The following is a 23,372-nucleotide window of genomic DNA, read 5'->3' as shown; positions in this document are numbered from 1 at the left end:
GATTACTTCTCGCCATTGGCGAGAAGTTCGTGGAAGCGCGCCTACCTCGACGGCATCACCCAGAACTTGAGCAGCGGGTAGCTCACCACCACGGCGAGCAGCGTGTTCACCACGCTCGCCACCGTGGCCGCCACGCCCGCGTCCAGGCCCCAGCCCTGGCACAGCGCCGTCACGCGCCCGGGCAGCACGAGGTTCACCACCACGATGACCACGGCCAGCGCGACGAAGCGCGGCGCGGCGGTCGAGAAGGACGCGTCGCTCCGGAACACCCAGCGCTTCTGCACCACGAAGTTGACCGCCTGCGCGAGCACCTCGGCCACGAGGAAGGTGAGGAAGGCGCCAAGCCCGCCGGAGCCGGGCGCGCTGTAGTCAAACAGCAGCAGCGAGAAGGGCTCAGTGATCCCAAGCGCCCCCACGAACACGGCCGTGCCCACCCACGTGGCCACGAGGCGCGTGATGGTCGAGACGTTGGACAAGACGTTGAACAGCACGAACTCCCAGAGGTCCGGGTGGCGCTCGCGCCAGCTCCCGAAGACTCCCATGCTAGGCCCTCCCCTCGTCGCCGTCCTGCCGGGCGAGAAGCGCGCGCAGCCGCGCGGAGCGCACGGCGTAGGCCGCGGCGGCGCCGACGAGGCGCACGAGGCCCACCACCCAGAAGCCGCGCAGCTCGCAGACGATGGCGTCGACCATCCCCATGCTCACGCGCCCGCCCGTCATCTTGGCTATGGCCCGCAGCGGCATGCCGTGGACGAACGCCACGTTGAGGTCGGGCCGGCCGCTCGCGAGGCTGCGCCGCCAGAGGCCGCGCACCACGGCGCCGATGGCCCAGCCGATCGGGCTTCTCCCGTGGCCGAGCTCGCCGAGCGTCAGGTTGCGGTCGACGCGCACGCGCCCGTCGGGCGGCTCGTGGCCGAGCAGCGCCGCGAAGGGGCCGTCTCCCACCGAGCGCACCTTGCCCGTGTGGTAGGGCCCGAGGTCGAGCCCTCGGTACGGGTCGGGCGCCCCGGTGCCGGCGAGCTCAATCGCGCGCACGAGGCGCACGTCGCGGCTCGAGGCCCCCGCGCGCAGCTCCCAGCGGCCGCCCTCGACCTCCCAGCGCCCGGTCCGGACGTTCCAGTGCTCGAAGGCGCGCCGGTCCACGCGCACCGTGACGCGCACCGACTCCCCGGGATCCAGCTCGACGCGAGCGAAGCCGGCGAGCTGCTGCAGCGGGCCGAACACCGCCCGGTCGCGCCGCGCCACGTAGAGCTGGACGACCTCGGCCCCGCGGACGGAGCCGTCGTTGGCGACCGTGAGGCTGACCTCGGACGGGATGCCGTCGTCGCCCAGCTCGCCGAGCTCGAGGCCGGGCCCGGGATACGAGAAGCTCGCGTACGAGAGGCCGAAGCCGAACGGGAACGCCACCGGCTCGCCCACGGTGTCGAAGTAGCGGTAGCCCACGTACGGTCCCTCGCGGTACTCGGCCACGCGGCCGCGCGCAGGGTAGCGCTCCGCGCCCGGCACGTCCTCGTAGCGCACCGGCCAGGTCTCGGCCAGGCGCCCGGAGGGGCACACCCGCCCCGTGAGCACGTCGAGCGCGGCCGCCCCGCCCGCCTGGCCGCCGAGGCCCAGCAGCACGAGCGCGGCCGCGTCGTCCAGCCAGGGCACCTCGACCGGGGCGCCCGCCGAGAGCAGCACCACCGTGCGCGGGTTGGCGCGCGCCACCTCGGCGAGAAGCGCGACCTGGTTGTCGTTCAGGCGCATGTCGAGCCGGTCCACGCCCTCGCTCTCCTGGGCCTCGGTGAGCCCCAGGCAGACCACGGCCACGTCGGCGCGTGCCGCGAGGCGGGCCGCGTCGGCCGCGAGCGCCGCGTCGGGGACGCCGTCGCGGCGGTACCCCGGCTCGAAGCCCACGAGTTCGAGGTCCGTCTCGCCGATCGCGTCGAGCACGGACTCCACGCGCGTCGCATTGACGGCCGACGAGCCGGCGCCCTGGTAGCGCGGGGTGCGCGCGAGGTCGCCGATCGCGGCCACGCGCGCGCGGGCGGCGAGCGGCAGCAGGTCGCCCTCGTTCTTGAGCAGCACCGCGCAGCGCGCCGCGGCCTCGCGCGCGAGGGCGTGGTGGGCCTCGGCGTCGAAGGTGGTGCCGGCATGCGCGGCTGGGTCGGTCGCGAGAATCAGCTCGAGCGCCTCGTCCACGCGCGCGTCGAGCACGTCCTCGGGAAGGCGCCCGTCGCGCACGGCGGCCGCGAGCTCGAGCACCGAGTCGGCGCCGGGGTTGGGCATCTCGAACGTGGAGCCGGCCGCGACGCCGGCCACGTGGTCGTTGGAGCCGCCCCAGTCGGTGACCACCGCGCCGTCGAAGCCCCACTCGTCGCGCAGGACGTCCTGGAGCAGATGGCGGTTCTCGTTGGCGTAGGTGCCGTTGACCAGGTTGTAGGAGGTCATGATCGTGCGGGGCCGCGCCTCGCGCACCACGCGCTCGAAGCCCGAGAGGTAGAGCTCGCGCAGCGTGCGCTCGTCGAGGACCGAGTCGCTCGTCATGCGGTTGGTCTCCTGGCTGTTGGCGGCGAAGTGCTTGGGGCAGGCGGCCACGCCGCGACTCTGCACGCCCCGCACGAACCCCGTCGCCAGCGCGCCCGACAGCAGCGGGTCCTCGGAGTAGTACTCGAAGTTGCGGCCGCACAGCGGGTTGCGCTTGGTGTTGAGGCCGGGGCCGAGCAGGACGTTCACGCCCTGGGCGGCGGCCTCCTCCCCCATCGCGGCGCCCTCACGCTCCAGCAGGGCCGGGTCCCAGCTCTGCGCCATCGTGGCGGAGGTGGGGAAGCACGTGGCGGGCTCCGACGGGTTGAGGCCCAGGTGGTCGGCCGCGCCCGCCTGCTTGCGCAGGCCCGAGGGGCCGTCGGAGAAGCGCAGCGCGGGGATGCCGAGCGCGGGGTAGGCGCGCGTGGTGAACTCGGTCTCGCCCGAGAGCAGCGCGCACTTCTGCTCGAGCGTCATGCGGGCGATGAGGTCGGCGTGTCTCATGGCACCTCCGTGGCCGATGGGTTCGCTACCCTGAACGGTAGCAGCGCGGGCGCCGCGGCGGGGCGGGGCGGCGCGAACCGCGCGCCCGCCGGCGCCTCCGGTCGGGCCGGACGGCGGGCGGTGGGGCTCGCGGCCTTCTCGCCCTTCTCGCCGCGGCGACCCTGACCCACTCCTTACCTCGCGCGCTCCCGCCACGCGGCCCGGACGCCTAGAATTGAGGAGTTGTGCGGAATCGAGGAAGGTGTGCCATGTCCCAGCAGAAGCTGACGCGCGCCGAGAAGAGCTGGATCGTCTACGACGTGGGCAACTCCGCCCTGGTCCTTCTCGCCACGAGCGTCATCCCCATCTACTTCAACTACCTCGCCGAGCGCGAGGGCGGCGGCTCGGTGGTCGTTGCCTGGAGCTACGCCGAGACCGTGGCGTCGCTGATCATCGCGCTGCTCATGCCCGTGCTCGGCTCGATCGCCGACATGCAGGGCATGAAGAAGCGCTTCATTGCCGGGTGCGTGGGCACGGGCGCGGTGGCGTGCGTGGCCATGGGCCTCGTGCAGACGGCGCTGGCGTTCCTCGTCATCTACGTGATCTCGTCGGTGGCGCTCAACTCCTCGATGGTCTTCTACGACGCGCTGCTGGTGGACACCACCACCGACGAGCGCATGGACGAGGTCTCCAGCCAGGGCTACGCGTGGGGATACGTGGGCAGCTGCGTGCCGTTCATCGCGTGTCTGGGCGTGGTGCTGGGCGCCGACGCGCTGGGCATCACCATGCAGACCGCGATGCTCATCGCCTTCGTGATCACGGCGGCCTGGTGGGTGGCCTTCACGGTGCCACTGATGCGCAACGTGCGGCAGGTGCACTACAAGCCGCGCGCGCCGCACGCCGTGAGCCGCGCGCTCTCGGGCCTGGGCGCCACCGTGCGCGAGATCTGGGCCAACAAGGCCGTGCGCTACTACATGATCGCGTACTTCTTCTACATCGACGGCGTGCACACGATCATCAAGCTGTCCACGAGCTACGGCACCGACCTGGGGATCGACTCCACGCAGCTGGTGCTGGCGCTTCTGGTGACGCAGTTCGTGGCGTTCCCGAGCGCGATCATCTACGGGCGGCTGTCCACGCGCTTCGGCACGCGGCGGATGCTCCTGGTGGCCATCGCGGCGTACTTCGGGATCACGCTGTTCGCGGCGTTCTTCCTGCGCTCGGCCGTCGAGTTCTGGTTCCTGGCCATCCTGGTGGGCATGTTCCAGGGCGGCATCCAGGCGCTCAGCCGCAGCGAGTTCGGCAAGCTGGCGCCCAAGGAGCGCGCCAACGAGTACTTCGGGTTCTTCGACATCTTCGGCAAGTACGCGGCCATCATGGGCACGTTTCTGGTGGGCACGCTCACGGCGCTCACCGGCAACGCGAGCCTGGGCGTGCTGTCGATCTCGCTGCTGTTCGTGGTCGGCTTCGTGGTGATGCTGCGCGTGCCGGAGCGCACGGCGTAGCGGCGGCGGGCGGGCGACGGGCTTCTCGGCCACGCGCTTCTCGGCCTCGTTTTTCTCGCCGTGCGGCTTTATGACACTCTGGGACGAGAAAACCGTCAGGTTCCCGCATCTCGTTCAAAGAGGTGCGGGAACCTGACGGTTTTCTCGTCCCGTCTGTCAGGACGCCGCGCATCAAACGTGAGCGTGCGGCGTCCTGACGAAATGACCCCACAGACCGTCCGTATCCCGCATGTCAATGCCACATCACCTCCTCCGCAGCGCCGCCCAGTCAGGAAGCCGCCGCACCCCGTCCGGCAGCGCGAGCGCCGACCCCCGCCGCGGAACCCCGTACTCGTCGAGAAGGGCCGCGAACGCTGCCGGATCCTCCGTCAGAGAAAAACCAAAGCGAACCAGCGCCACGTCATAGAGCGTGAAGCGCGAGCCGCGCACGTTCTCGTCGGAGAGCACCTCCCCGAGGCTCCGCCCGCCCATGAGGTCCTCCTCCACGTACTTCCCCGTCCCGTCCAGCTCGCCCAGGATGACCGAGCCGTCCGCGCGCACCCAGCAAAAGTCGGCCCGATACGGGGCGCCGCACTCGACCACGCGTGGCACCTCCACTTGCAGCTCCGGCCGCGCGAACCCCAGGCTGAGCATGCGACCGCGCGCGATGGACTCGCCCCCGTTCTCGCTGCGCGGGTCGGCCCACGAGAGCGCGGACCGGGCGACGTCCATGCCGCGCGGCCGGGCGCCCGCGGCGGTGAGAAACGCCTCGAGCTCCACGCGTTGCGCGAGCCCCGTCCGCAGCGCCGAGTCCATGACCCCCAGGGCCCGCGGGAAGTCCGCCCAGCGCGCCGTGTCGAGGACCGTCTGCAGCGGCGGCGTCACGCGAAGACCGGCGGCGACCTCGATGCCACCGCCGTCCGACCGGAGCACGCCGTGCCGGAGCACGATCGACTCGTCCGAGCCGCAACGGGACGGCAGCACGGCAACGTGGACGCGCTCCAGCAGCGCGAACGAGACGTCCAGCCCATACGCCACCGCGGCCGTGGGACCGCAGAACACCCAGTCCGGGTGCCGGTCCTGAAGGGAGCGCGCCACGAGCAGGGTCTGCGCGTCCTCCTTGAGGCCCGCCCAGACGCACGCCGAGACGAACAGCCCGCGAGCCGGCGAGACCACCGTTCCCGTCTCCACCCGGCGCAGCAGGGCGCGACGCACGCGCTCGGAGTCCTCGCCCGCGGGAGCGTAGCAACGGCCCTGCTCCGCCGCCTGGGCGAGCAGACCCGCGACCTTCTCGTCAACAAGCGCGCTCATGGGCCTCCCGTCCTCGAGGGCGTCCATTCTCCCCCATGGCGCCGGTTCGCGGGAGCGGTGCGCGGTGTGCGCGGGCGGGACGAATCGGTGCGATTCCGGGACGGGTCGGTTGGTCCACAGGTCAGGATCGCAACATGCAGGCGCGCAGGATCGTCGGCGCGCATCGCGCAGCGACAGCCGATCCGCGAGCGGACGCATGGGACGCGCCACCGGCAGTTGCGGGCCGGCGGTAAGCGCGGTTTTAGAGGGTTACCGTTAGCTGACCCGTAGCTGCCTGATGCCGCGACGCATCTCTGGCGGCTCGGGGTCTGCGGGCGTCGGAACCGTCAGGAAGCCGCACCTGTCCTTCTTTGGGGCGCGGCTTCCTGACACTCTAAGGCCCGAAACCGTCAGCTTCCCGCACCTCGACAAAACACGTGCGGCTTCCTGACGGTCTGAGCGTCAAAACCGTCAGGAAGCCGCACGTTAATCAGACGAGATGATAAGAGCGAGGCGCGGGGCGAGAAGGACGAGCGGCCCGTCGCGGCGTCACGACGCCGCGCCTACGCCAGGCGGTCGATCAGGCGCGCGAGGCGGTCGCAGGCCTCGTCGACCTCGTCGCGGGTAATGACCAGCGGCGGCAGGAAGCGCAGGATCGAGTCGCCGATGTGGTTGAGCACGAGCCCCTCGGCCAGGCCCTCCTCCACCACCGCGGTCGCCACCGGCACGTCGAGCTCCGCGCCGCGCATGAGGCCGTGGCCGCGCACCTCGACCACGTGGTCCATCGCGGCCAGGCGGTGGCGCAGGTGCCGGCCCACGGAGAGCACGTGCTCGCCGATCTGCTCGTCGATCATCTCGTGCACGCAGGCCAGGCCCGCCGCGCATGCCAGCGCATTGCCGCCGAACGTGGAGCCGTGGTCGCCGGGTCCCAGGAGGTCGGCCACCTCGTCGCGCGCGGACACGGCGCCCATCGGGAAGCCGTCGGCGATGCCCTTGGCCATGCTCACCACGTCGGGCTCGATGCCCGAGCGCTGGAAGCAGAAGGGCGACCCGCAGCGGAAGAAGCCGGTCTGCACCTCGTCGCAGATCAACAGCACGCCCTTCTCGTCGCAAAGCTCGCGCACGTCGCGCAGGTAGTCGTAGTTGGCGTTCCAGACGCCGCCCTCCCCCTGCACGCACTCGAGCATCACGGCGCAGACCCCGCCGCGCTCCAGGCGCTCGCGCAGGGCGTAGATGTCGTTCAGCGGCACCGAGACGAACCCCTCGGGCAGCGGCCGGAAGCTCGCGTGGAACTTCTCCTGGCCGGTGGCCGCCAGCATCGCGAGCGTGCGGCCGTGGAAGCTCTGGCGCGCGGTCACGATCACGGACGCGCCGTCCAGCCGCTGCTCGCCCCAGCGGCGCGCCAGCTTGAGGGCGCCCTCGTTGGCCTCGGCGCCCGAGTTGGCGAAGAACGTCTTCCAGTGCGTGCCCGTGGAGCCGACCTCGTGGCCGCCCTCGTCGCAGGCGGTGGACAGAAGGCCCGACAGCGCCGCCGCCAGCTCGCCGCGGTGCTCGACGTAGTAGTAGTTGCCCACCTGCCAGAGGCGGTCGACCTGCTCCTTGAGCGCGGCGGCCACCGCGGGGCTGGCGTGGCCCATGCTCGCGCAGCCGATGCCAGCGAGAAGGTCGATGTACTCGTTGCCGGCGGCGTCCACGAGCGTGGCGCCGTGCCCGCTCACGAACTCGACCGGCAGGCGGCCGTAGGTCCCCATCACGAAGGCGTCGTCGAGGCGCCTCTCGTCGGCGGAGACGGCGGGGCGGTCGCCCGCGGCGGCGGTGGCGGCGGAAACGGGGTGGTCCTCGGGTGTGGCGGACATGGTCGGGCTCCCTTCGCGCGAGCTAGTCTCTGGTGAACATCGTACCGCAGCCGGCGTCGGTGAAGATCTCCAGCAGCAGCGAGTGGGGGAAGGTTCCGTTCAGGATGACGACCTCGGCGACGCCCCCGTCGAGCGCCTCGGATATGGAGCGGATCTTGGGCAGCATGCCGCCGTCGAGCTGGCCGGACTCCAGAAGCTCGCGCGTCTCTGCGCGCGTGAGGGTCTGGATGAGCGAGTCCTCGTCGCGCACGTCGCGGTACAGGCCGTCCACGTCGGTCAGGTAGATGAGCTTGTCGGCGCCCATGGCCTCGGCGATCTTGCCGGCGGCCACGTCAGCGTTGATGTTGTAGAAGCCGTCGGCGGCGCAGCCCACGGTGGCCACCACCGGGATGTAGCCGTCGCTGAGGATGGTCTCGATCAGGCTCGGGTCCACCTCGCGGATGCGGCCCACGCGGCCGAGCGCGGGGTCCATCGGCTCGGCCTTGAGCGTCTTGCCGTCGGCGCCCGAGATGCCCACGGCGTTGTGGCCGTACTCGTTGAGGGCCCAGACCAGGCGCTGGTTGACCTTGCCCACGAGCACCTCCTGCACGGCCTCCATCGTGGCGTCATCGGTCACGCGCAGCCCCCGCTCGAAGCGAACCGGGATCTGCAGGGCCTTGAGCTGGGCGTTGATGGCCTTGCCGCCGCCGTGGACCACCACGATGCGGATGCCCATGAGCTTGAGCAGCTCGATGTCGGCCACCACCTGGCGGCAGAGCTCGTCGTTCTCCATGGCCGCGCCGCCGTACTTGATGACGAACGTCTTGCCGCGCATCCGGTTGATCCACGGCAGGGCCTCCATCAGGACGTCGACCTTCGAGGCCGCCGCCTCCCGCTGCTGCCGGTCGCGCTGTTGCATGTGTGCCTCCTTCGCATGCGTCCGGGGCGGAACGGGGAGGCCCCGGCACTCAAACAGCTTGCCGAGAAGGACGCTCGGCAAGAACTCGCGGCGGGACCTCCCCGTCCCGCCCCTGCGGAAACGACGTCGCGGCAGGCGCGGCGAGAAGGTCCGCCGCGAGTTCCGCAGCCGCGCGCCCTGTGCGCGGCGAGGACTGTCCGAGCGCCGGACTCTCTCGTCCCGCCAGCCCTCGGCTACGTGCGGTAGTCGCCGTTGATGGTGACGTAGTCGTGGGTGAGGTCGCAGGTCCAGACGCGGGTGCAGGCGTCGCCGGCGTGCAGGTCCACCGTGATCGCGACCTCGGGCTCGTCGAAGCGGCGCAGCATGTCGTCCTCGTCCATCGGCACGGTGAGGCCGGCGCGGCACACCGGCACGCCGAGCAGGTCGATGTCAACGCGCTCCTGGTCGAAGGCCACGCCGCACTTGCCCGCCGCCATGGCCACGCGGCCCCAGTTTGCGTCGTGCCCGAAGATGGCGGTCTTGACGAGCGGCGAGTTGGCGATCGCGCGGGCCACGGTGTCGGCGTCGGCGTCGCTCGCCGCGCCCATGACCGTGACGGTGACGAGCTTGGTGGCGCCCTCGCCGTCAGCGGCGATCTGGCGCGCGAGCTCGGAGCACGCGGCGCGCAGGGCGCCGACCACCGCCGGGTAGGCCGGCGAGTCGCACCCGATCCTCTCGCCGCCCGCCGCACCGGTGGCGAGCAGGAAGCACGAGTCGTTGGTCGAGGTGTCGGAGTCCACGGTCACCTTGTTGAAGCTCTCCCCCACCGCGGCGCGCAGGGCCGCGGCGGCGGCCTCGGCCGTGAGCGGCGCGTCGGTGGCGAGCACGGCGAGCATCGTGGCCATGTTGGGCTGGATCATGCCCGAGCCCTTGACGAAGCCGCCCACGTGGACCGTGACCTCACCGCCGCGCCCGTCCGGCACGCGCCCGGCGAGCGCGACCTCCTTGGGGTGGGTGTCGGTGGTCATCACGGCGCAGGCGGCGTCGTGGGCGCCCGCGGCGTCCGCGGAGAGCGCCGCGACGGCGGCGGGCACGCCGGCCGCGTACGGCGCCGTGTCGAGCAGCACGCCGATGACGCCCGTGGAGGCCACGAGCACGTCGTCCGCGTCGCAGCCCAGCTCGGCGGCCACGGCGTCGCAGGCCGCGCGCGCCGCGGCGAGGCCCGGCTCGCCGGTGGCGGCGTTGGCGTTGCCGGAGTTGAGCACGATCGCGCGGGCGTGGCCGTCGGCCACGTGGGCGCGGCTCACCGTGACGGGCGCGGCGCAGAAGCGGTTGGTGGTGAAGGTGGCAGCGGCCACGCAGGGCTCGTCGGCGACGACGAGCGCCAGGTCAAGACGGTTGGGGTTCTTGCGGAACCCCGCCGAGACGCCGGCGGCGCGCACGCCGGCGGCGGCGCACACGCCTCCCTCGCACGGCGCGAACCCAAAGGCGGCGGCATCATCGGGCGCGACGGGCACCCGAAGCGGCTCGAAGCTGGTCATGATTGTCTCCTTGGTTGGGGCGCCCACGGCGCCCGGGCGGTCCTTCTCGTCCGCTCAGACGAGCGGGGCGGGGGCGAGAAGCCCCTCGGTCTCGGGAAGGCCGAGCACCACGTTGGCGCACTGGACGGCCTGGGCGGCCGCGCCCTTCCCGAGGTTGTCGATCGCGCACGACGCGACGATCGTGCGTCGTCGTCGGTCGTCGAGTGCGACGCCCACCTGGGCGCGGGCGGTGGCGGCAACGGAGGAGGTGGCGGGCATGCTCCCGGCCGGCAGCAGCGTGACGAGCGGTTCGTCGGCGTAGGCGCGCTCGTAGGCCGCGCGCACGTCGTCGGCGGTGGCGTCGGGCGCCGCCTCCAGGTACACGGTGGCGAGAAGCCCGCGGGTGAGCGGGGCCAGGTGCGGGGTGAAAACCACCGACATCGCGCGGCCCGCCACGTCGGTGAGGGTCTGCTCGATCTCGGGGGTGTGGCGGTGGCTGCCCACGCCGTAGGCCTCCACGGACTCGTTGGCGTGGCAGTAGTGGGTGCGCGCGGTGGCGCCGCGCCCGGCGCCCGAGACGCCGGAGACGCAGTCGGAGATCACGAGGTCGCCGACGGCCACGCCCGCGGACAGCGCCGGCGCGGCGGCGAGCGCGGTGGCCGTGGGGTAGCAGCCCGGGCAGGCCACGAGCACGGCCTCGCCGGCGGCGCGGCGCTCGGCCAGGCGCGCGAGGCCCGCGCGGTTGAGCTCGGGCAGGCCGTAGACGGTCTGGGAGAGCAGCTCGGGGCTCGTGTGCGGCGTGTTGTACCAGGCCTCGTAGGTCTTTGGGTCGCGCAGGCGGTAGTCGGCCGAGAGGTCGATGACGGTGACGCCGCGCTCGAGCAGCGCCGGCGTGAGGTCGAGGCTCGCGGTGTGAGGGACAGCGAGGAAGGCCACGTCGGCCGCGGCGGCGATGGCGTCGGGCTCGGGCAGGCTGAGCGCGAGGTCACAGGCGCCCGCCATCTGCGGGTACACGGCGTCGAGGCGCTCGCCGGCCTGCTTGCGGTCCGTGGCCATGGTCAGCTCGAGGGCGGGGTGCGCGAGCACCAGGCGGCAGGCCTCGATGCCCGCGTAGCCCGTCGCGCCCACCACACACGCCCTGATGCTTCCCATGCCCGATGACCTCCCGTGTCGCGAGACGTTAACGGGTTGACAATGGCACGCCGGCGGGCGGCCGTCAAGCGCGCGGCCCCATCTGGTCACGCGCTTGTCACACGCACCGCCGCGCGGGACCCGACGTTTCTCGCCGACCACGCCGCCCTTCTCGCCCGTCGCCCTTCTCGCCCGCCGACCTTCTCGCCCGTCGCCCTTCTCGCCTGCCTCGCTGCTTCCCCTCTCACTGAGTGCACGAAATTATTGATACATGTCTCTCTCCCCTGCCGTTCTCACTCATAAAACCGCAGGTCATAAGTAAACCTAATCTCACAAATTGCCCTGAATATCAATAATTTCGTGCACTCGATGCTGAAAGGTCCACACTCGAATCCTCGAAGCCCTAGCGATACGCGACCGAACCCCAATCGGAGAGCACCGTTCGGCGCAGCTCGTGGCGACGCGCGAGAAACTCGGGCGTCGGCTCGGGAAGCCCGATGCCAAGCCGCTCAGCGACCATGGAGGCGAGCGCGTCGAAGCGATGCTCGCTCGCCAGCTGCGCATGGGTGACATGCATGACCTCGATGCCCATGCTCTGCAGGGCGAGCGCTCGGTTCGCGTCCGACAGCGCGCGGCCCTCCCCCTCATGAAAGTCCGCGCTGTGGCACTCCACGTCAAGGGCGCGTCGCGGACCGTCCGAGGACCAGAGCAGGTCGCAGTAGCAGACGCTCTGTCCGGACAGGGACCGCCCGCGCGCGTCGAGCACGACCCTCGCGTTGAACGAGAAGCCCCCGAGGCCCATGCCGCCGTTCTCCGCCCCCAGTCCCAGCAGAATCCCCGTCCGCGCCTCGAGCGGCGACGCGGCACCGGGGACCACCAGCCCCGCAACGCGCCCGAGTCGACGACACCCTCGCCGGCCCGCCGCCGACACGGCAAGCTCAGCCAGCTCTCGAGGCGTGGTGAGAGCCGGACGCGACCAGAGGTCAGTGAGCGACCCGTCCGCGGCGAAGCTCGGCCTCCAGCCGCCCGCGCTCGGGGTCACGCCGCCAGCGTGAAGTTCCTCGAGCAGCCGTGCCACGCACGGCTGCGCGCGGTACACCGCGAACGTCCCGCAGAGCTCGGTGGCCACCATGAGCAGACGCGCCTCGTCCAGGCATCCCGCCAGCATCAGCAGCGTGAGCGCCGGCGACGTCACCGAGAGGCCCTCTCGAACCGCGACAACGCGCCCCTCGAGCAGCTCGGGATCCATCACCGTCGGCCGCAGGAATCTGGAGGCGCGGCGGCGCGCGGGGCCAGTCACGGCAACGTCCACGGGAAGCTCGAGGCAGGGAGCGATCTCGTAGGCGGCGCGCCTCAGTTGGACCAGATCGGGCGAGCTGACGGGCCGGCCCGCGTCACGGTCGGGTCCGAGCAGCTCGAGGCAGATGGGGGCCTTACGCAGCTCACGGCTAACGCCGCTCAGGCGAAGTCGGTCGGCGGGGACAGCGCGGACGTCGCAGCGCACGATGGCCGACATGAGCGGCGGCATGCGCCAATATCGCAGCGCGGACGCCCCGCCGATGACCGTGCCCCAATCCCCCGTCATGTCGCCGCCTTCCAACGCGCGTGCCTTCCGTCCTGCAGGCACCGTTTATCGAGTGCACGAAATTATTTATATCGTAGGCTCCTCCGGGCCTCTCGGGCTGACAAAACCGCAGGTCGCGTTGAGCTTGACTCCACGAACTTCGCGTCTATATCAATAGTTTCGTGCACTCGATGAAGGGGCGAGAAGGACGTGGGGCGGAGTCGGGGCGAGAAGGACGCGGGACGGGGCCAGGGGGCCGGACGTTGCGGCGAGCGCGGCCGACGCCTCCCGGGCGCGCCCTACTCGGCCGCGGGCCAGTCGCGCAGGACCACGCCGGCGCGGACGCGCTCGACGGCCTCGTCGCCTAGGAAGTGGCGCACGATCTCGAGCCCGAACGCCATCGCCGTGCCCGCGCCCTGGCTCGTGATGAGGTTGCCGTCCACGACCACCGGCTCGTCGGGGCGGACGTCGGCGCCGTGCTCGGCGAGCACGTGCTGGAAGCCGGGGTTGGACGTCGCGCGGCGCCGCTCGAGGATCCCAAGCTCGGCCAGGATCGACGGCGCCGCGCAGATGGCGGCCAGCGGCCGGCCCGCCGCGGCGAACGACGTCAGCGCCGCGCAGAGGGGCTCGCAGGCGCGCAGGTTAGGGGTGCCGGGAATGCCGCCCGGCAGCACCAGCATGTCGTAGTCGTCGAACGAGAAGCCCTCGTCGGCGATGCTCCGGTCGCAGACGATGGTCACCTCGTGCGAGGACGTGACCCGCCGCTCGGGCGTGACGGCCACGGTGTCGCACGGTACGCCCGCGCGAAAGAGCACGTCGACGACCGTGAGGCCCTCGATCTCCTCCAGACCCGACGCCACGAAGACGGCCACGCGCGCGTCGCTCGCTTGCTTGAACATGAGGATCCCCTCCCTATGAGCGGGCCCCGCCGGCGCGGTGCCGACGGGGCCACGAAAGTCCGGTGCGACCTGACGCTACTCCTCGTCGATGCCCTTGTTGATGGCGGCGGCGATGGCGGCCTTGTCGTCGGTGGTGTGCAGCAGGTTCTTGAACTCGTCGTTCATGAGCAGCACGGCGGTCTTGGAGAGCAGGCGGATGTGGGTGGTGCCGGCCTCGCCGTCGGGGACGAGCAGCGCGATGGCCACGTCAACGGGCTTCTCGTCGAAGCTCGGCCACTCGAGGGCGTGGTCGTTCTTGACCACGATCACGGCGGCGTCCTTGATGGCGGCGGACTTGGCGTGCGGCACGGCGAAGCCGTCGGTCATGCCGGTCTCGCCCATCTCCTCGCGGGCGAGGAAGGCGTCGTAGACGGCGTCGGCGTCATCGGTGACGCCGAGCGCGGCCGCCTGGTCGGAGACAAAACGCAGCAGGGCCTCACGCGACTCCATGCTCTGGTTGACAAAGACGTTGGCTTCCTTGACGAACTCGCTCACGATGCTCTCCTTGCCATCGGTTGGGACGCCGACCGGCGTCATGCTTACCACAGCCATAATAGCCTTACTGGACGCCGGCGCGAGGCTCGCGCGCCGTCGTTTTTTCGTGCGGAAACGTAGGGCCACTACCGCGCGGGCGGCTCGATGCCCAGATGGTCGAAGGCCGCGAGCGTGGCCTGGCGGCCCTGCGGCGTGCGCACCATGAGCCCGCGCTGCAGAAGGTACGGCTCGTAGACGTCCTCCAGGGTGGAGGGGTCCTCCGAGACCGCGCTCGCCACCGTGGTGAGGCCCACCGGCCGGCCGCGGAAGGTGCGGCAGAGCGCCGTGAGGATGCGCACGTCCATGGTGTCGAGGCCCAGGGCGTCTATCTCGAAGAACTCGAGCGCCTCGGAGGCCACCTCGGCGGTGATGCGCCCCTCGCGCTTGACCTGGGCGTAGTCGCGCACGCGCTTGAGCAGGCGATTGGCCAGGCGCGGCGTGCCGCGCGAGCGCGAGGCAATCTCGGCGGCGCCCTGGGCGTCGATCTCCACGCCGAGGATGTTGGCCGAGCGGGTCACGATGACGGCGAGCTCCTCGGTGGTGTAGTAGTCCAGCCGGTACGAGATGCCAAAGCGGTCGCGCAGGGGCCCGGTGAGAAGCCCGGTGCGCGTGGTGGCGCCGATGAGCGTGAAGCGCGGCACGTCGATGCGGATGGAGCGCGCCGCCGGCCCCTTGCCGATGACGATGTCGAGGAAGAAGTCCTCCATCGCGGGATAGAGGATCTCCTCGATCTGGTGGTTGAGGCGGTGGATCTCGTCCACGAAGAGGACGTCGCCCGCCTCGAGGTTGGTGAGGATGGCCGCGAGGTCGCCGGCGCGCTCGATGGCGGGGCCGGAGGTGGTGTGCATCTTGGCGCCCATCTCGTTGGCCACGATGCCGGCGAGCGTGGTCTTGCCCAGGCCCGGCGGGCCCGAGAAGATCACGTGGTCGAGCGCCTCGCCGCGGTCGCGCGCGGCCTGGATGAGCACGCGCAGGTTCTCGCGGACGCGCTCCTGGCCGATGTACTCGTCGAGCGTGCGCGGCCGGAGCGTGCGGTCCTGGTCCAGGTCCTCGGCTGTGAGCTCGCCCGAGACGTCGCGCGGGCCCTGCGGGCGGGCCGGCGCCGGCGCGGCGAAGAGGTCCTTCTCGTCAGCCTCCCACATCAGCGACCACTCCCCAGGCGCCGCAGCGCGTAGGCGAGGACCTTCTCGACCGGGGCGGCCTCGTCGGCGCCCTCGAGCGCGAGCGCGGCCTCCTGCGAGGTGAAGCCCATGGACAGCAGGGCCTCGGTGGCCTCGCCGAGCGCGTTGCCGCCGGCGGCCGCGGAGGTGAGCGGGAGCTCGCCGGCATCCGGCTCGGAGAGCCCGACCAGACCCCTGAGCTCGGCGTTCTTGGAGAAGACGTCCGAGAGCTCCACGATGAGGCGACTCGCCTTCTTGCGGCCCACGCCCGGGACCTGCGCCATGCGCCCGGCGTCCTGCGCGATGACCACCTGGGCGAGCGCGGCGGGCGAGAACGTGGAGAGCACCGACAGCGCCAGGCGCGGTCCCACGCCCGAGATGGCGCGCAGCTGGTCGAAGAGCGCGCGCTCCTCGCGCGAGGCGAAGCCGTAGAGCTCCATGGCATCCTCGCGCACGATCATGCGCGTGAGCACCGTGACGCCGGCCTCGCCCGCGTGCGGCAGCGACGCGGCCGTGGTGGACGAGACGCCCAGCTCGTAGCCCACGCCGCCCACGTCGAGCACCACGCGCGAGGGCGTGACCTCCAGAAGCGTTCCGGTCAGCTGCACGATCACGAGACGGCCCTCCTTGCCTCCCCCAGGCGCCTGGTCCTGGCCACGTTAGCATGGCACACGGCGGCGGCCAGCGCGTCGGCCGCGTGGTCCGGGCGCGGGTCATGGTCGAGCGCGAGGATGGTGCGCACCATGTAGGTAACCTGGCGCTTGTCCGCAGCGCCCGTACCCACCACGGCCTGCTTGATCTGCATGGGCGTATACTCCCCCACCGTGAGCCCGGCGGCCGAGCACGCCACGATGGCCGCGCCGCGCGCCTGGGCGGTGGCGATGGCCGACTTGGTGTTCTCGCCGAAATAGATGCTCTCTATGGCGAGCTCGGTGGGGCCGTAGCGCTCGATCACGGAGGTGAGCTCGCGGCAGATGCGCCCCAGGCGCACGTCGATGGGCTCGCCCGCCGCGGTGGCCACGCAGCCGTAGGCCCGCGCGCGGCACACCGTCCCGCGCGTCTCCACGACGCCCCAGCCCGTGTGGGCCAGACCCGGGTCTATGCCGAGGATGACCATGCGCCCCCCTGCTCAGATGCGAACGTTCGTTCCATGGTAGCCGAACGCGGGGCGCGGGCGCAAGGCCTCAGTTCTCCGAGAAGGGGCCGTCCCAGAGGCCGGGCGCGTCGGGGGCCTGACCCTGGTGCCTGCCGGGTCCCGGCGCCGAGCCCCCCAGCGACGAGAAGCCCCCGCCCAGCGAGAAGTCCCGCAGGTAGCCGAGAAGGTCGCGCACGTCGCGCTCGTGGCTCGCACGGGAGGGCACGGGGGCGTCGGGGGCCGCGGGCTCGGTCTCCCCGGCGGCGCCCACGAGCTCGGCGAGGCGCGCGGCCAGGCGTTCCGCGTCGGCGCGCGGGTGGTCGCGCCAGGCCAGGCCGCGCGGGCCGCGGGCCTCGGCGAGGGTGCGCGACGACACCGTGAGCGCGCGGACGGGGTCCGTGCGCGCGGGCTCCAGCTCGCGCAGGCGCGCGACCACGGCGCTGACGAGCTCGGCGTGGCCGCGCTCGGAGACGATGTCGGAGAGGGGCAGCTCCCACTCGAGGTAGCCCGAGAGCACGAGGTCCACGAACTCCAGGCGCGTCTCGTCGGACGGGAGGTCGGCGAGGGGGGCGCCCAGGTCGGGCACGCGCACCGACGAGAGCGCGGCGCGCGCGATCACCGGCGAGATCGTGTTGCGCATCCGCGCGAGGGCCACGAGGTCGGAGCGATAGAGGTCGGCGAGCGGCTCTATGGCGTCCACACGCAGCGCGCCGGCGGGCTCGAGGGCGAGCCCGGTCTTGTCGAGCGAGCCCACCGCCGCGCGCCCGGTCTCGCGCGCCAGCCCCGCGAGGCGCGCGAGCGCCAGGTCACGGGCCGAGGCGGCGTCCAGGGCGGTGGAGACGTCAACGCGCGCGACCGCGTCGGGCGGCAGGCGCAGGGCGGCGGCCAGCTCGAGCGCCGCGCGCTCGGCAGCCGCGTCGGACCCTTGGGGCACGAGAGCGGTCACGCGCAGGGGGCCGAGCGCGTCCACGCAGAGCGTGAGCGCGAGCAGCGAGGCCAAATCGGAGCCGTCCACGAGCGCGCACGCGCCGGCGTCGCCCGCGGACTCGGCGAGCCCCATGACGAGCGCCTCCCAGGTCATGAGCGGCGCGTCGTAGACCTCGGGGGTGAGAGGCGCCTCGAGCGGGCCCTCGGCGGAGGGGTCCACGTCGCACACGAGCAGCGCCTCCTCGAGGGCGGGCGCGGCCGCCGCGAGCTCGCCCCACGGGGCCAGCACGAAGCTCGAGCCGCAGAAGAGCTGCGCGTCGTAGCAGCCGAGCGAGCCCACGCCCACGATCCAGGCGCCGGTGGCCTCGGCGTCGGCGGGGAAACGTCCCTCGCCGAGCGAGCTGCCGAGCGCGCTCGAGGGGTCGTCCGTGGCGAAGCCGTAGCCCGAGAGGAACACGATCACGTCGACGTCGTAGTCGTAGTCGTCATACTCGTCGAGGTCCTCGTAGGTGAAGGCCACGCCGAGCCGCGCGCCGGCCACCTCGAGCTCGGGCAGCGCGCCGCTCCCCTCTCCGCCCGCGCGGTCGGGCGAGCCGAGCCGCGCGGCGAGGCCGACCGGGGTGATGTCGCCGTCGGAGAGCAAGAGCGCGTCGGGCGCGCTCACGCCGTCGACGTCGGTGAGCACCGGCACGAGGCAGGCGCAGGCGAGCTCGTCCACGAGCCCGGAGAGCGCGGAGGCCACGTCGAGCAGGAAGCCCTCGCGGTCCGGCGACGGCACGGGCGTGACGCCGCACAGCGCGGCCGCGGGAAAGACGAGCAGGTCGACGCCCTGCTCGGCCGCCCTTCTCGACTGCTCCGCCATGCGGCGGGCCGTTGCCTCGAAGTCGCCCGCCCGCGTCCTCATCTGTGCGATGCCGATCCTCATGCGCGCTCCTCTCGCCCCTCTCGATTCTGACACAAGCGCGTCCGCGCGAACGGGGCCGCACCGCACGGGCCTCTCTTCAGACGCCCCGCCGCGACCTCAGCCGCCCCACGTCGGGCCCGCCACGGCCTCGACCGCCCCTCCCGGCAGGTCCTACCCGCCGCCCCGCGGGCCTTCAGGTTGCTTGAGATGGTCGAAAATCGACAAAAGTTGGCCTCTGGAGTGCGGTTTTGTCGATTTTCGACCATCTCAAGGTCTCTGAAAGCGTGTTGGGAGGAGCAACGAGGGGAACCGAGGACGTGAGGCACCGAGAAGGGCCGGGCGGACCGTCGAGAAGAGCCGAAGGATGCAGGACCGCCGCCGGACCCCGCACGCAAGCGACCCGCCGGCCGAACGTGGGCCGACGGGTCGGGTCGCACGCGCGCGAAATGGGTCCTACGCCTCGGCCTTCCAGAGGCCGTGGAGGTTGCAGTAGGCGTAGACGGTGCCGCCGCCGTCGCAGCAGGCGCCGAACGTGGCGGCGGGCTCGTCGCCGGGCTTGAGCTGCTTGATGCAGAGCTTGCCGTCGCGCGCCAGGGCGATCCACTCGATGTAGTGCTCCTCGGTCATCGGGTGGTCGACCTCGCCTACGCGCACGCGCAGGTGCTTGCCGTCGCGCGTGACCACCGGCACGTGCTTCTCGGCGGCGCCGTCGGAGATGCCGGCCTCGAGCAGCTCCATCGGCTCGCCGCAGCAGCTGGGCGTCACGCCCCCGTCCTTGACCACCGCCACGATGTTGCCGCAGTGGTTGCAGCGGTAGAACTTGACCTCGGCCATGAGCGCTCCTCTCGTTGAGCGCCGCCCCCTGGCGACGCGGGTACCCTACTCATACCCATCCGCGGCCCCTCCCACACCGTGCGTCCCGCAGGCGGCGCCCGCTCTGGCGAGAAGGGCCGCGGGCGGACGCCCGTGACGGGCCGGGGGCCGCGCCAAGACCCGGCCGCGGGCCGCCCGCGCCTACGCCACGAGCACCTTGCCCGTGCGGCCCACGAGGTCGGTCATCTCGGCGAGCAGTACCATGTTGCGCGCGTCGATGCGGCACGGCAGCTCCATGCGCATGACGTCGCCGGCCGACGACTCCACGCGCAGCTCCACGTGGTCGAGGCCCGGGTAGCGCCCGAGGATCGAGCCGAGCGTGTCCATGTAGGGCCGCGTGAGCAGGCTGGCCGGGATGTTGACCTCGAGTACCTTGGGTCGGTTGCTCTTCTCGTCCAGGATCAGCGGCTCCACGGACATGCAGATGATCTGGTTGCCGCGGTCGGAGCGCTCGAGCTTGCCCTCCACCTTCACGAAGACGTCGCCCTGGGTCTCGCCGGTCTCCTCGTCCACCTGGCCGGCCAGCACCGGGGCGCACTTCTTGTAGAGCTTGGGGAAGATCACGAGCGTGACCTCGCCCTCCATGTCCTCCAGCGTGACGATGGCCATGGAGTCGCCCTTCTTGGTGGTCTTCTTCTGCACGGCGCCGAGCATGCCCGCCAGGCGGATGACCTTGCCCTCGGGCACCTTGAAGCGCTCGTGCACCGCGCCGGTGGCGTCGACGGCCTCCTCGGAGACCTCGATGTCGGAGACCTTGTAGTCGCGGGCCTTGGCCAGGGCGTACTCGTACGGGCGCAGCGGGTGGTCCGAGACGTACAGGCCCAGCACCTCGTGCTCCTTGGCGAGCTTGACCGAGCGGTCCCACTCCACGCCGTCCGGCTCGGGGACGGTGCTCTCGAAACCGGAGCCCGCCACGTCGCCGAAGAGGTCGAACATCGAGAACTGCCCGGCGGCGCGCTCCTTCTGGCGGCGCGCGGCGGCGTCGATGATGTTCTCGGGGTTGGCCTTGTCCACGAAGCGCATCAGCTGCATGCGCGTGTAGCCGGTGGAGTCGAACGCGCCGGCGCAGATGAGCGCCTCCACCACGCGGCGGTTGGCCTGGCCGGAGTCCATGCGGTCCACGAAGTCGTGGAGGTTCTTGAACGGGCCGCCCTTCTCGCGCTCCTCCATGATGGCCTCGCCCACGCCCTCGCCCACGCCGCGGATGCCGGCGAAGCCGAAGCGCACGCCCTCGGGCACGGCCGTGAAGTCGCGGCCGGACTCGTTGATGTCGGGCGGCAGGATGGCCACGCCCTCGTGGCGGTAGGCGGTGACGTAGTGGACGATCTTCTCGGTCTTGCCCATGTAGGACGTGAGGACCGAGGCCATGTACTCCTTGGGGTAGTGGGCCTTGAGCCAGGCGGTCTGCATGACCAGGATCGCGTAGCCGGCCGAGTGCGACTTGTTGAACGCGTAGGACGCGAACTCCAGGACGTCGTCCCAGATGCGCTGGGCGATCTCCTTCGTGTAGCCGTTCTTGACCGCGCCGTTCATCCAGTGGTCGTAGGTGGTCTCGTCCTTGCCGTCCTCCCAGTGGAAGACCGTGCTGGTCAGGAGCTTGATCTTCTTCTTGGCCACGGGCTTGCGGATGCGGCTGTCCGACTCGCCGGCCGAGAAGCCCGACATCTTCATCGAGATGCGCATGACCTGCTCCTGGTAGACCATCGTGCCGTAGGTCTCGCCCAGGATGTCGTCGAGGCGCGGGTCGTAGGAGACGGCCTCCTCGCGCCCGTTCATGCGGTTGATGTAACTCGTGACCATGCCCGCACCCAGAGGGCCGGGGCGGTAGAGGGCGATGAGAGCCACGACCTGCTTGTACTCGGTGGGTCGCATGTTCTTGATCGTGGAGGTCATGCCCGCGGACTCGATCTGGAAGACACCGGCGGTGCGGCCCTCGCGCATGAGCTTGAAGATCTCCGGGTCGTCGAAGGGGATCTCGTCCACGTTGATGTCGATGCCGTAGTTGGCCTTGATGTTGGCGAGCGCCTTGGAGATGACCGTGAGCGTGCGCAGGCCCAGGAAGTCCATCTTGAGCAGGCCCATGTCCGCCACCGAGTGGCCCTCGAACTGCGTGATCTCCACGCCGCCCTTGGTGTCGACCTTGGTGGGCACGTGGTCGTTGACCGGCGTGGGCGTGATGAGCACGGCGCAGGCGTGGACGCCCTCGCCGCGGTGCAGGCCCTCGATGGCCAGCGCCGAGTCGATGATGCTGCGCGCCTCCGGGTCCTTCTCGTAGGCCTCGGCGAAGTCCGGCGAGAACTGGTCGGGGGCCTTCTCGGACTTGTGCAGGGCGTGGTCGAGCGTGAGCTTGGGGTCGTTGGAGAGCATCTTGGAGAGCTTCTGGCCCTGCCAGACGGGGAACCCCAGCACGCGCGCGGCGTCGTTGATGGCCTGCTTGGCCTTGATCGTGGAGTAGGTGATGACGTGGCAGACGCGCTCGGGGCCGTAGAGCTGGCGGACGTGCTCCACCACCTCGAGGCGCCGCTCGTCGTCGAAGTCCATGTCGATATCGGGCATCTCGGAGCGCTGCGGCGAGAGGAAGCGCTCGAACATCAGGCCGTTCTCGAGCGGGTCGAACGTGGTGATGTCCATCGCGTAGGCCACGATGGCGCCCGCCGCCGAGCCGCGGCCGGGACCGACGCCGATGCCATTGCGCTTGGCCCAGCGCACGTACTCCTGCACGATGAGGAAGTAGTCCGCGAAGCCCTTCTCGCAGATGACCTTGTACTCGTACTCGAAGCGGTCGAGGACCTTCTCGCCGCCGACCTCGCGGGTGCGCCAGTCGGGGCCGTAGCGCCGCGCGAGGCCCTCCTCGCACTCCTTGCGGAAGCGCTCCTCGGAGGTCTCGCCGGGATCCAGGTCCGGGAACTTGGGCAGGTACATGTGCGTCCAGTCGAGCTCGTAGGAGCACTTGTCGGCCACCTCGAGGGTGTTGTCGATGACCTCGGGCGCCCACGAGAAGAGCTCGCGCATCTCGGCCTCGCTCTTGAGGTAGAACTCGGTGCCCGTCATGCGCTTGCGGTTGGCGTCGTCGAGCTTGGAGGCGGTGCCGATGCAGCTGAGGATGTCCTGGGTGGGGGCGTCCTCGCGCGTGAGGTAGTGGTTGTCGTTGGTGGCGATGACCTTGATGCCCAGCTCGCGACCCAGCCGCACGATCTGCTCCGAGAGGGTGCGGTCGGTGAAGCCGCCCCAGTTGGGGTCCGACAGGCCGTGGTCCTGGACCTCGAGGTAGAAGTCGTCGCCGAAGATCTCCTTGTACGTGAGGGCCCAGCGGCGCGCCTCGTCCGGGCGGCCCTCGAAGTACATGCGCGGGATGATGCCCGAGACGCACGCCGACGAGCAGATGATGCCCTCGTGGTAGCGGCGCAGCATGTCGAGCGTGGTGCGCGGGTAGTAGTAGAACATCTCGGAGCTGGCCGCCTCGCTCATCATCTTCATGAGGTTGACGTAGCCGGTCTCGTTCTTGGCGAGAAGGATCAGGTGGTAGCGGTGCTGCCGGGTGCCCTTCTCGATGCAGTCGTCCGTGATGAAGTAGGCCTCGCAGCCGAAGATCGGCTTGATGGTGGGGCTGGGCTTGTTGGCGCGGACGGCCTCGAGGTCGTGGGTGCGCTCCCAGCTGGCCACGTCGCGCTCCCACTGGGCGTGGACGCGGTCGTGCGGCGCGGCGTCCGCGGCGTCGGGCTCCGGCTCCTCGAGCTCCCAGCCCTTCTCGAAGCACTCGAGGTCGTGCCGCCACTGGTGCATGTCCTTCTGGGCGTCGTTGTACTTGCGGCACTCGAGGTCGAAGTCGGGCACGCCGAACATGTAGCCGTGGTCGGTGAGGGCCAGCGCCGGCATGCCGAGGTCCACGGCGCGCTTGACCATGTCGGACACGCGCGTGGCGGCGTCGAGAATCGAGAAGTCTGAGTGGTTGTGCAGGTGGACGAATGCCATGGGGCTCCCGTCTGTGGGGTGGAAGGTGCGCGCGGGCCCCGTGCGGGCCCCGCGTCAGTCTAGGATAGCCGAGACACCGGACACGGGGCGTCGGCGCGCCGCGCCCGCGAGCTGCGGCGCGTTTCGTTTGTGCAGGTGACGGGACCAGATTTTCTCCGCAAACGGGAGGCGAGGGGCGGGGCGCGAGTGCGGGGCGGGCGTCGGACGGCCTCCCGACGATTC

17 protein-coding genes are annotated in these 23,372 nt (G+C 71.1%); 1 reads left to right on the top strand and 16 read right to left on the bottom strand.

Annotated features, from left to right (window positions below):
- Positions 1-41: 41 nt before the first annotated feature.
- Together ACWTSU_RS04930 and ACWTSU_RS04925 are read right to left on the bottom strand one after the other, a co-directional pair.
- Positions 42-542, bottom strand: coding sequence for a GtrA family protein (locus tag ACWTSU_RS04930; protein WP_455138767.1), 501 nt, complete (start codon positions 540-542; stop codon positions 42-44).
- 1 nt (position 543) lies between these two features.
- Positions 544-3,006, bottom strand: coding sequence for a glycoside hydrolase family 3 C-terminal domain-containing protein (locus ACWTSU_RS04925; RefSeq protein ID WP_455138766.1), 2,463 nt, complete (start codon positions 3,004-3,006; stop codon positions 544-546).
- Between the two features lie 248 nt (positions 3,007-3,254).
- Between ACWTSU_RS04925 and ACWTSU_RS04920 the strand changes: the two genes are divergently transcribed.
- Positions 3,255-4,490, top strand: coding sequence for an MFS transporter (locus ACWTSU_RS04920; protein ID WP_455138765.1), 1,236 nt, complete (start codon positions 3,255-3,257; stop codon positions 4,488-4,490).
- Between the two features lie 243 nt (positions 4,491-4,733).
- Here ACWTSU_RS04920 and ACWTSU_RS04915 read toward each other — a convergent pair whose 3' ends face one another.
- From ACWTSU_RS04915 to dnaE, 14 genes are all read right to left on the bottom strand, one after another.
- On the bottom strand, positions 4,734-5,780 hold the full coding sequence (locus tag ACWTSU_RS04915; protein WP_455138764.1) for a hypothetical protein: 1,047 nt from the start codon (positions 5,778-5,780) through the stop codon (positions 4,734-4,736).
- A 542-nt stretch (positions 5,781-6,322) separates the two neighbouring features.
- On the bottom strand, positions 6,323-7,615 hold the full coding sequence (locus ACWTSU_RS04910) for an acetylornithine/succinylornithine family transaminase (protein WP_455138763.1): 1,293 nt from the start codon (positions 7,613-7,615) through the stop codon (positions 6,323-6,325).
- A 22-nt stretch (positions 7,616-7,637) separates the two neighbouring features.
- Positions 7,638-8,513, bottom strand: a complete 876-nt coding sequence (gene argB / locus ACWTSU_RS04905; RefSeq protein WP_455138762.1) for an acetylglutamate kinase — start codon at positions 8,511-8,513, stop codon at positions 7,638-7,640.
- A gap of 233 nt (positions 8,514-8,746) precedes the next feature.
- Entirely contained in the window at positions 8,747-10,033 is a 1,287-nt protein-coding gene (gene argJ / locus ACWTSU_RS04900; RefSeq protein WP_455138761.1) for a bifunctional glutamate N-acetyltransferase/amino-acid acetyltransferase ArgJ, read from the bottom strand.
- Between the two features lie 54 nt (positions 10,034-10,087).
- Positions 10,088-11,164, bottom strand: a complete 1,077-nt coding sequence (gene argC / locus ACWTSU_RS04895) for an N-acetyl-gamma-glutamyl-phosphate reductase (protein ID WP_455138760.1) — start codon at positions 11,162-11,164, stop codon at positions 10,088-10,090.
- 382 nt (positions 11,165-11,546) lie between these two features.
- The gene (locus ACWTSU_RS04890) at positions 11,547-12,728 is read right to left on the bottom strand and encodes a hypothetical protein (RefSeq protein ID WP_455138759.1); all 1,182 of its coding nucleotides are present in this window, start codon (positions 12,726-12,728) and stop codon (positions 11,547-11,549) included.
- A gap of 278 nt (positions 12,729-13,006) precedes the next feature.
- Positions 13,007-13,606, bottom strand: a complete 600-nt coding sequence (locus ACWTSU_RS04885; RefSeq protein WP_455138758.1) for a DJ-1 family glyoxalase III — start codon at positions 13,604-13,606, stop codon at positions 13,007-13,009.
- A 75-nt stretch (positions 13,607-13,681) separates the two neighbouring features.
- Positions 13,682-14,140: a fructose PTS transporter subunit IIA gene (locus ACWTSU_RS04880; RefSeq protein ID WP_455138757.1), complete on the bottom strand. Its 459-nt coding sequence runs from the start codon at positions 14,138-14,140 to the stop codon at positions 13,682-13,684.
- A 125-nt stretch (positions 14,141-14,265) separates the two neighbouring features.
- Entirely contained in the window at positions 14,266-15,321 is a 1,056-nt protein-coding gene (gene ruvB, locus ACWTSU_RS04875) for a Holliday junction branch migration DNA helicase RuvB (protein WP_455138756.1), read from the bottom strand.
- Complete coding sequence (gene ruvA, locus ACWTSU_RS04870) at positions 15,321-15,953, bottom strand: Holliday junction branch migration protein RuvA (protein ID WP_455138755.1); 633 nt, start codon at positions 15,951-15,953, stop codon at positions 15,321-15,323. Before ruvA ends, ruvB begins: the two co-directional genes overlap by 1 nt.
- Entirely contained in the window at positions 15,950-16,456 is a 507-nt protein-coding gene (ruvC, locus tag ACWTSU_RS04865) for a crossover junction endodeoxyribonuclease RuvC (RefSeq protein WP_455138754.1), read from the bottom strand. The genes ruvA and ruvC overlap by 4 nt, the downstream gene beginning before the upstream one ends.
- A 67-nt stretch (positions 16,457-16,523) precedes the next feature.
- Positions 16,524-18,326 carry a nitrilase-related carbon-nitrogen hydrolase gene (locus tag ACWTSU_RS04860; protein WP_455138753.1) on the bottom strand — a complete coding sequence of 601 codons (1,803 nt, stop codon included), beginning with the start codon at positions 18,324-18,326 and terminating at the stop codon, positions 16,524-16,526.
- 432 nt (positions 18,327-18,758) lie between these two features.
- Positions 18,759-19,139: a desulfoferrodoxin gene (locus tag ACWTSU_RS04855; protein WP_455138752.1), complete on the bottom strand. Its 381-nt coding sequence runs from the start codon at positions 19,137-19,139 to the stop codon at positions 18,759-18,761.
- Positions 19,140-19,319: 180 nt separating this feature from the next.
- A complete protein-coding gene (dnaE, locus tag ACWTSU_RS04850; protein ID WP_455138751.1) occupies positions 19,320-23,150 on the bottom strand; it encodes a DNA polymerase III subunit alpha in 3,831 nt (1,276 codons plus the stop codon).
- Positions 23,151-23,372 lie beyond the last annotated feature (222 nt).

Source organism: Thermophilibacter sp. (assembly GCF_966187215.1).
The sequence above is the reverse complement of the archived record's forward strand: the minus strand, read 5'-3'. Positions and strand labels throughout refer to the sequence as shown.

What these genes read in the sequence shown, in the direction of transcription:
- ACWTSU_RS04930 (WP_455138767.1), bottom strand. Translation starts at nt 542, where the DNA reads ATGGGAGTCTTCGGGAGCTGGCGCGAGCGCCACCCGGACCTCTGGGAG.
- ACWTSU_RS04925 (WP_455138766.1), bottom strand. Translation starts at nt 3,006, where the DNA reads ATGAGACACGCCGACCTCATCGCCCGCATGACGCTCGAGCAGAAGTGC.
- ACWTSU_RS04920 (WP_455138765.1), top strand. Translation starts at nt 3,255, where the DNA reads ATGTCCCAGCAGAAGCTGACGCGCGCCGAGAAGAGCTGGATCGTCTAC.
- ACWTSU_RS04915 (WP_455138764.1), bottom strand. Translation starts at nt 5,780, where the DNA reads ATGAGCGCGCTTGTTGACGAGAAGGTCGCGGGTCTGCTCGCCCAGGCG.
- ACWTSU_RS04910 (WP_455138763.1), bottom strand. Translation starts at nt 7,615, where the DNA reads ATGTCCGCCACACCCGAGGACCACCCCGTTTCCGCCGCCACCGCCGCC.
- argB (WP_455138762.1), bottom strand. Translation starts at nt 8,513, where the DNA reads ATGCAACAGCGCGACCGGCAGCAGCGGGAGGCGGCGGCCTCGAAGGTC.
- argJ (WP_455138761.1), bottom strand. Translation starts at nt 10,033, where the DNA reads ATGACCAGCTTCGAGCCGCTTCGGGTGCCCGTCGCGCCCGATGATGCC.
- argC (WP_455138760.1), bottom strand. Translation starts at nt 11,164, where the DNA reads ATGGGAAGCATCAGGGCGTGTGTGGTGGGCGCGACGGGCTACGCGGGC.
- ACWTSU_RS04890 (WP_455138759.1), bottom strand. Translation starts at nt 12,728, where the DNA reads ATGACGGGGGATTGGGGCACGGTCATCGGCGGGGCGTCCGCGCTGCGA.
- ACWTSU_RS04885 (WP_455138758.1), bottom strand. Translation starts at nt 13,606, where the DNA reads ATGTTCAAGCAAGCGAGCGACGCGCGCGTGGCCGTCTTCGTGGCGTCG.
- ruvB (WP_455138756.1), bottom strand. Translation starts at nt 15,321, where the DNA reads ATGTGGGAGGCTGACGAGAAGGACCTCTTCGCCGCGCCGGCGCCGGCC.
- ruvC (WP_455138754.1), bottom strand. Translation starts at nt 16,456, where the DNA reads ATGGTCATCCTCGGCATAGACCCGGGTCTGGCCCACACGGGCTGGGGC.
- ACWTSU_RS04860 (WP_455138753.1), bottom strand. Translation starts at nt 18,326, where the DNA reads ATGAGGATCGGCATCGCACAGATGAGGACGCGGGCGGGCGACTTCGAG.
- ACWTSU_RS04855 (WP_455138752.1), bottom strand. Translation starts at nt 19,139, where the DNA reads ATGGCCGAGGTCAAGTTCTACCGCTGCAACCACTGCGGCAACATCGTG.
- dnaE (WP_455138751.1), bottom strand. Translation starts at nt 23,150, where the DNA reads ATGGCATTCGTCCACCTGCACAACCACTCAGACTTCTCGATTCTCGAC.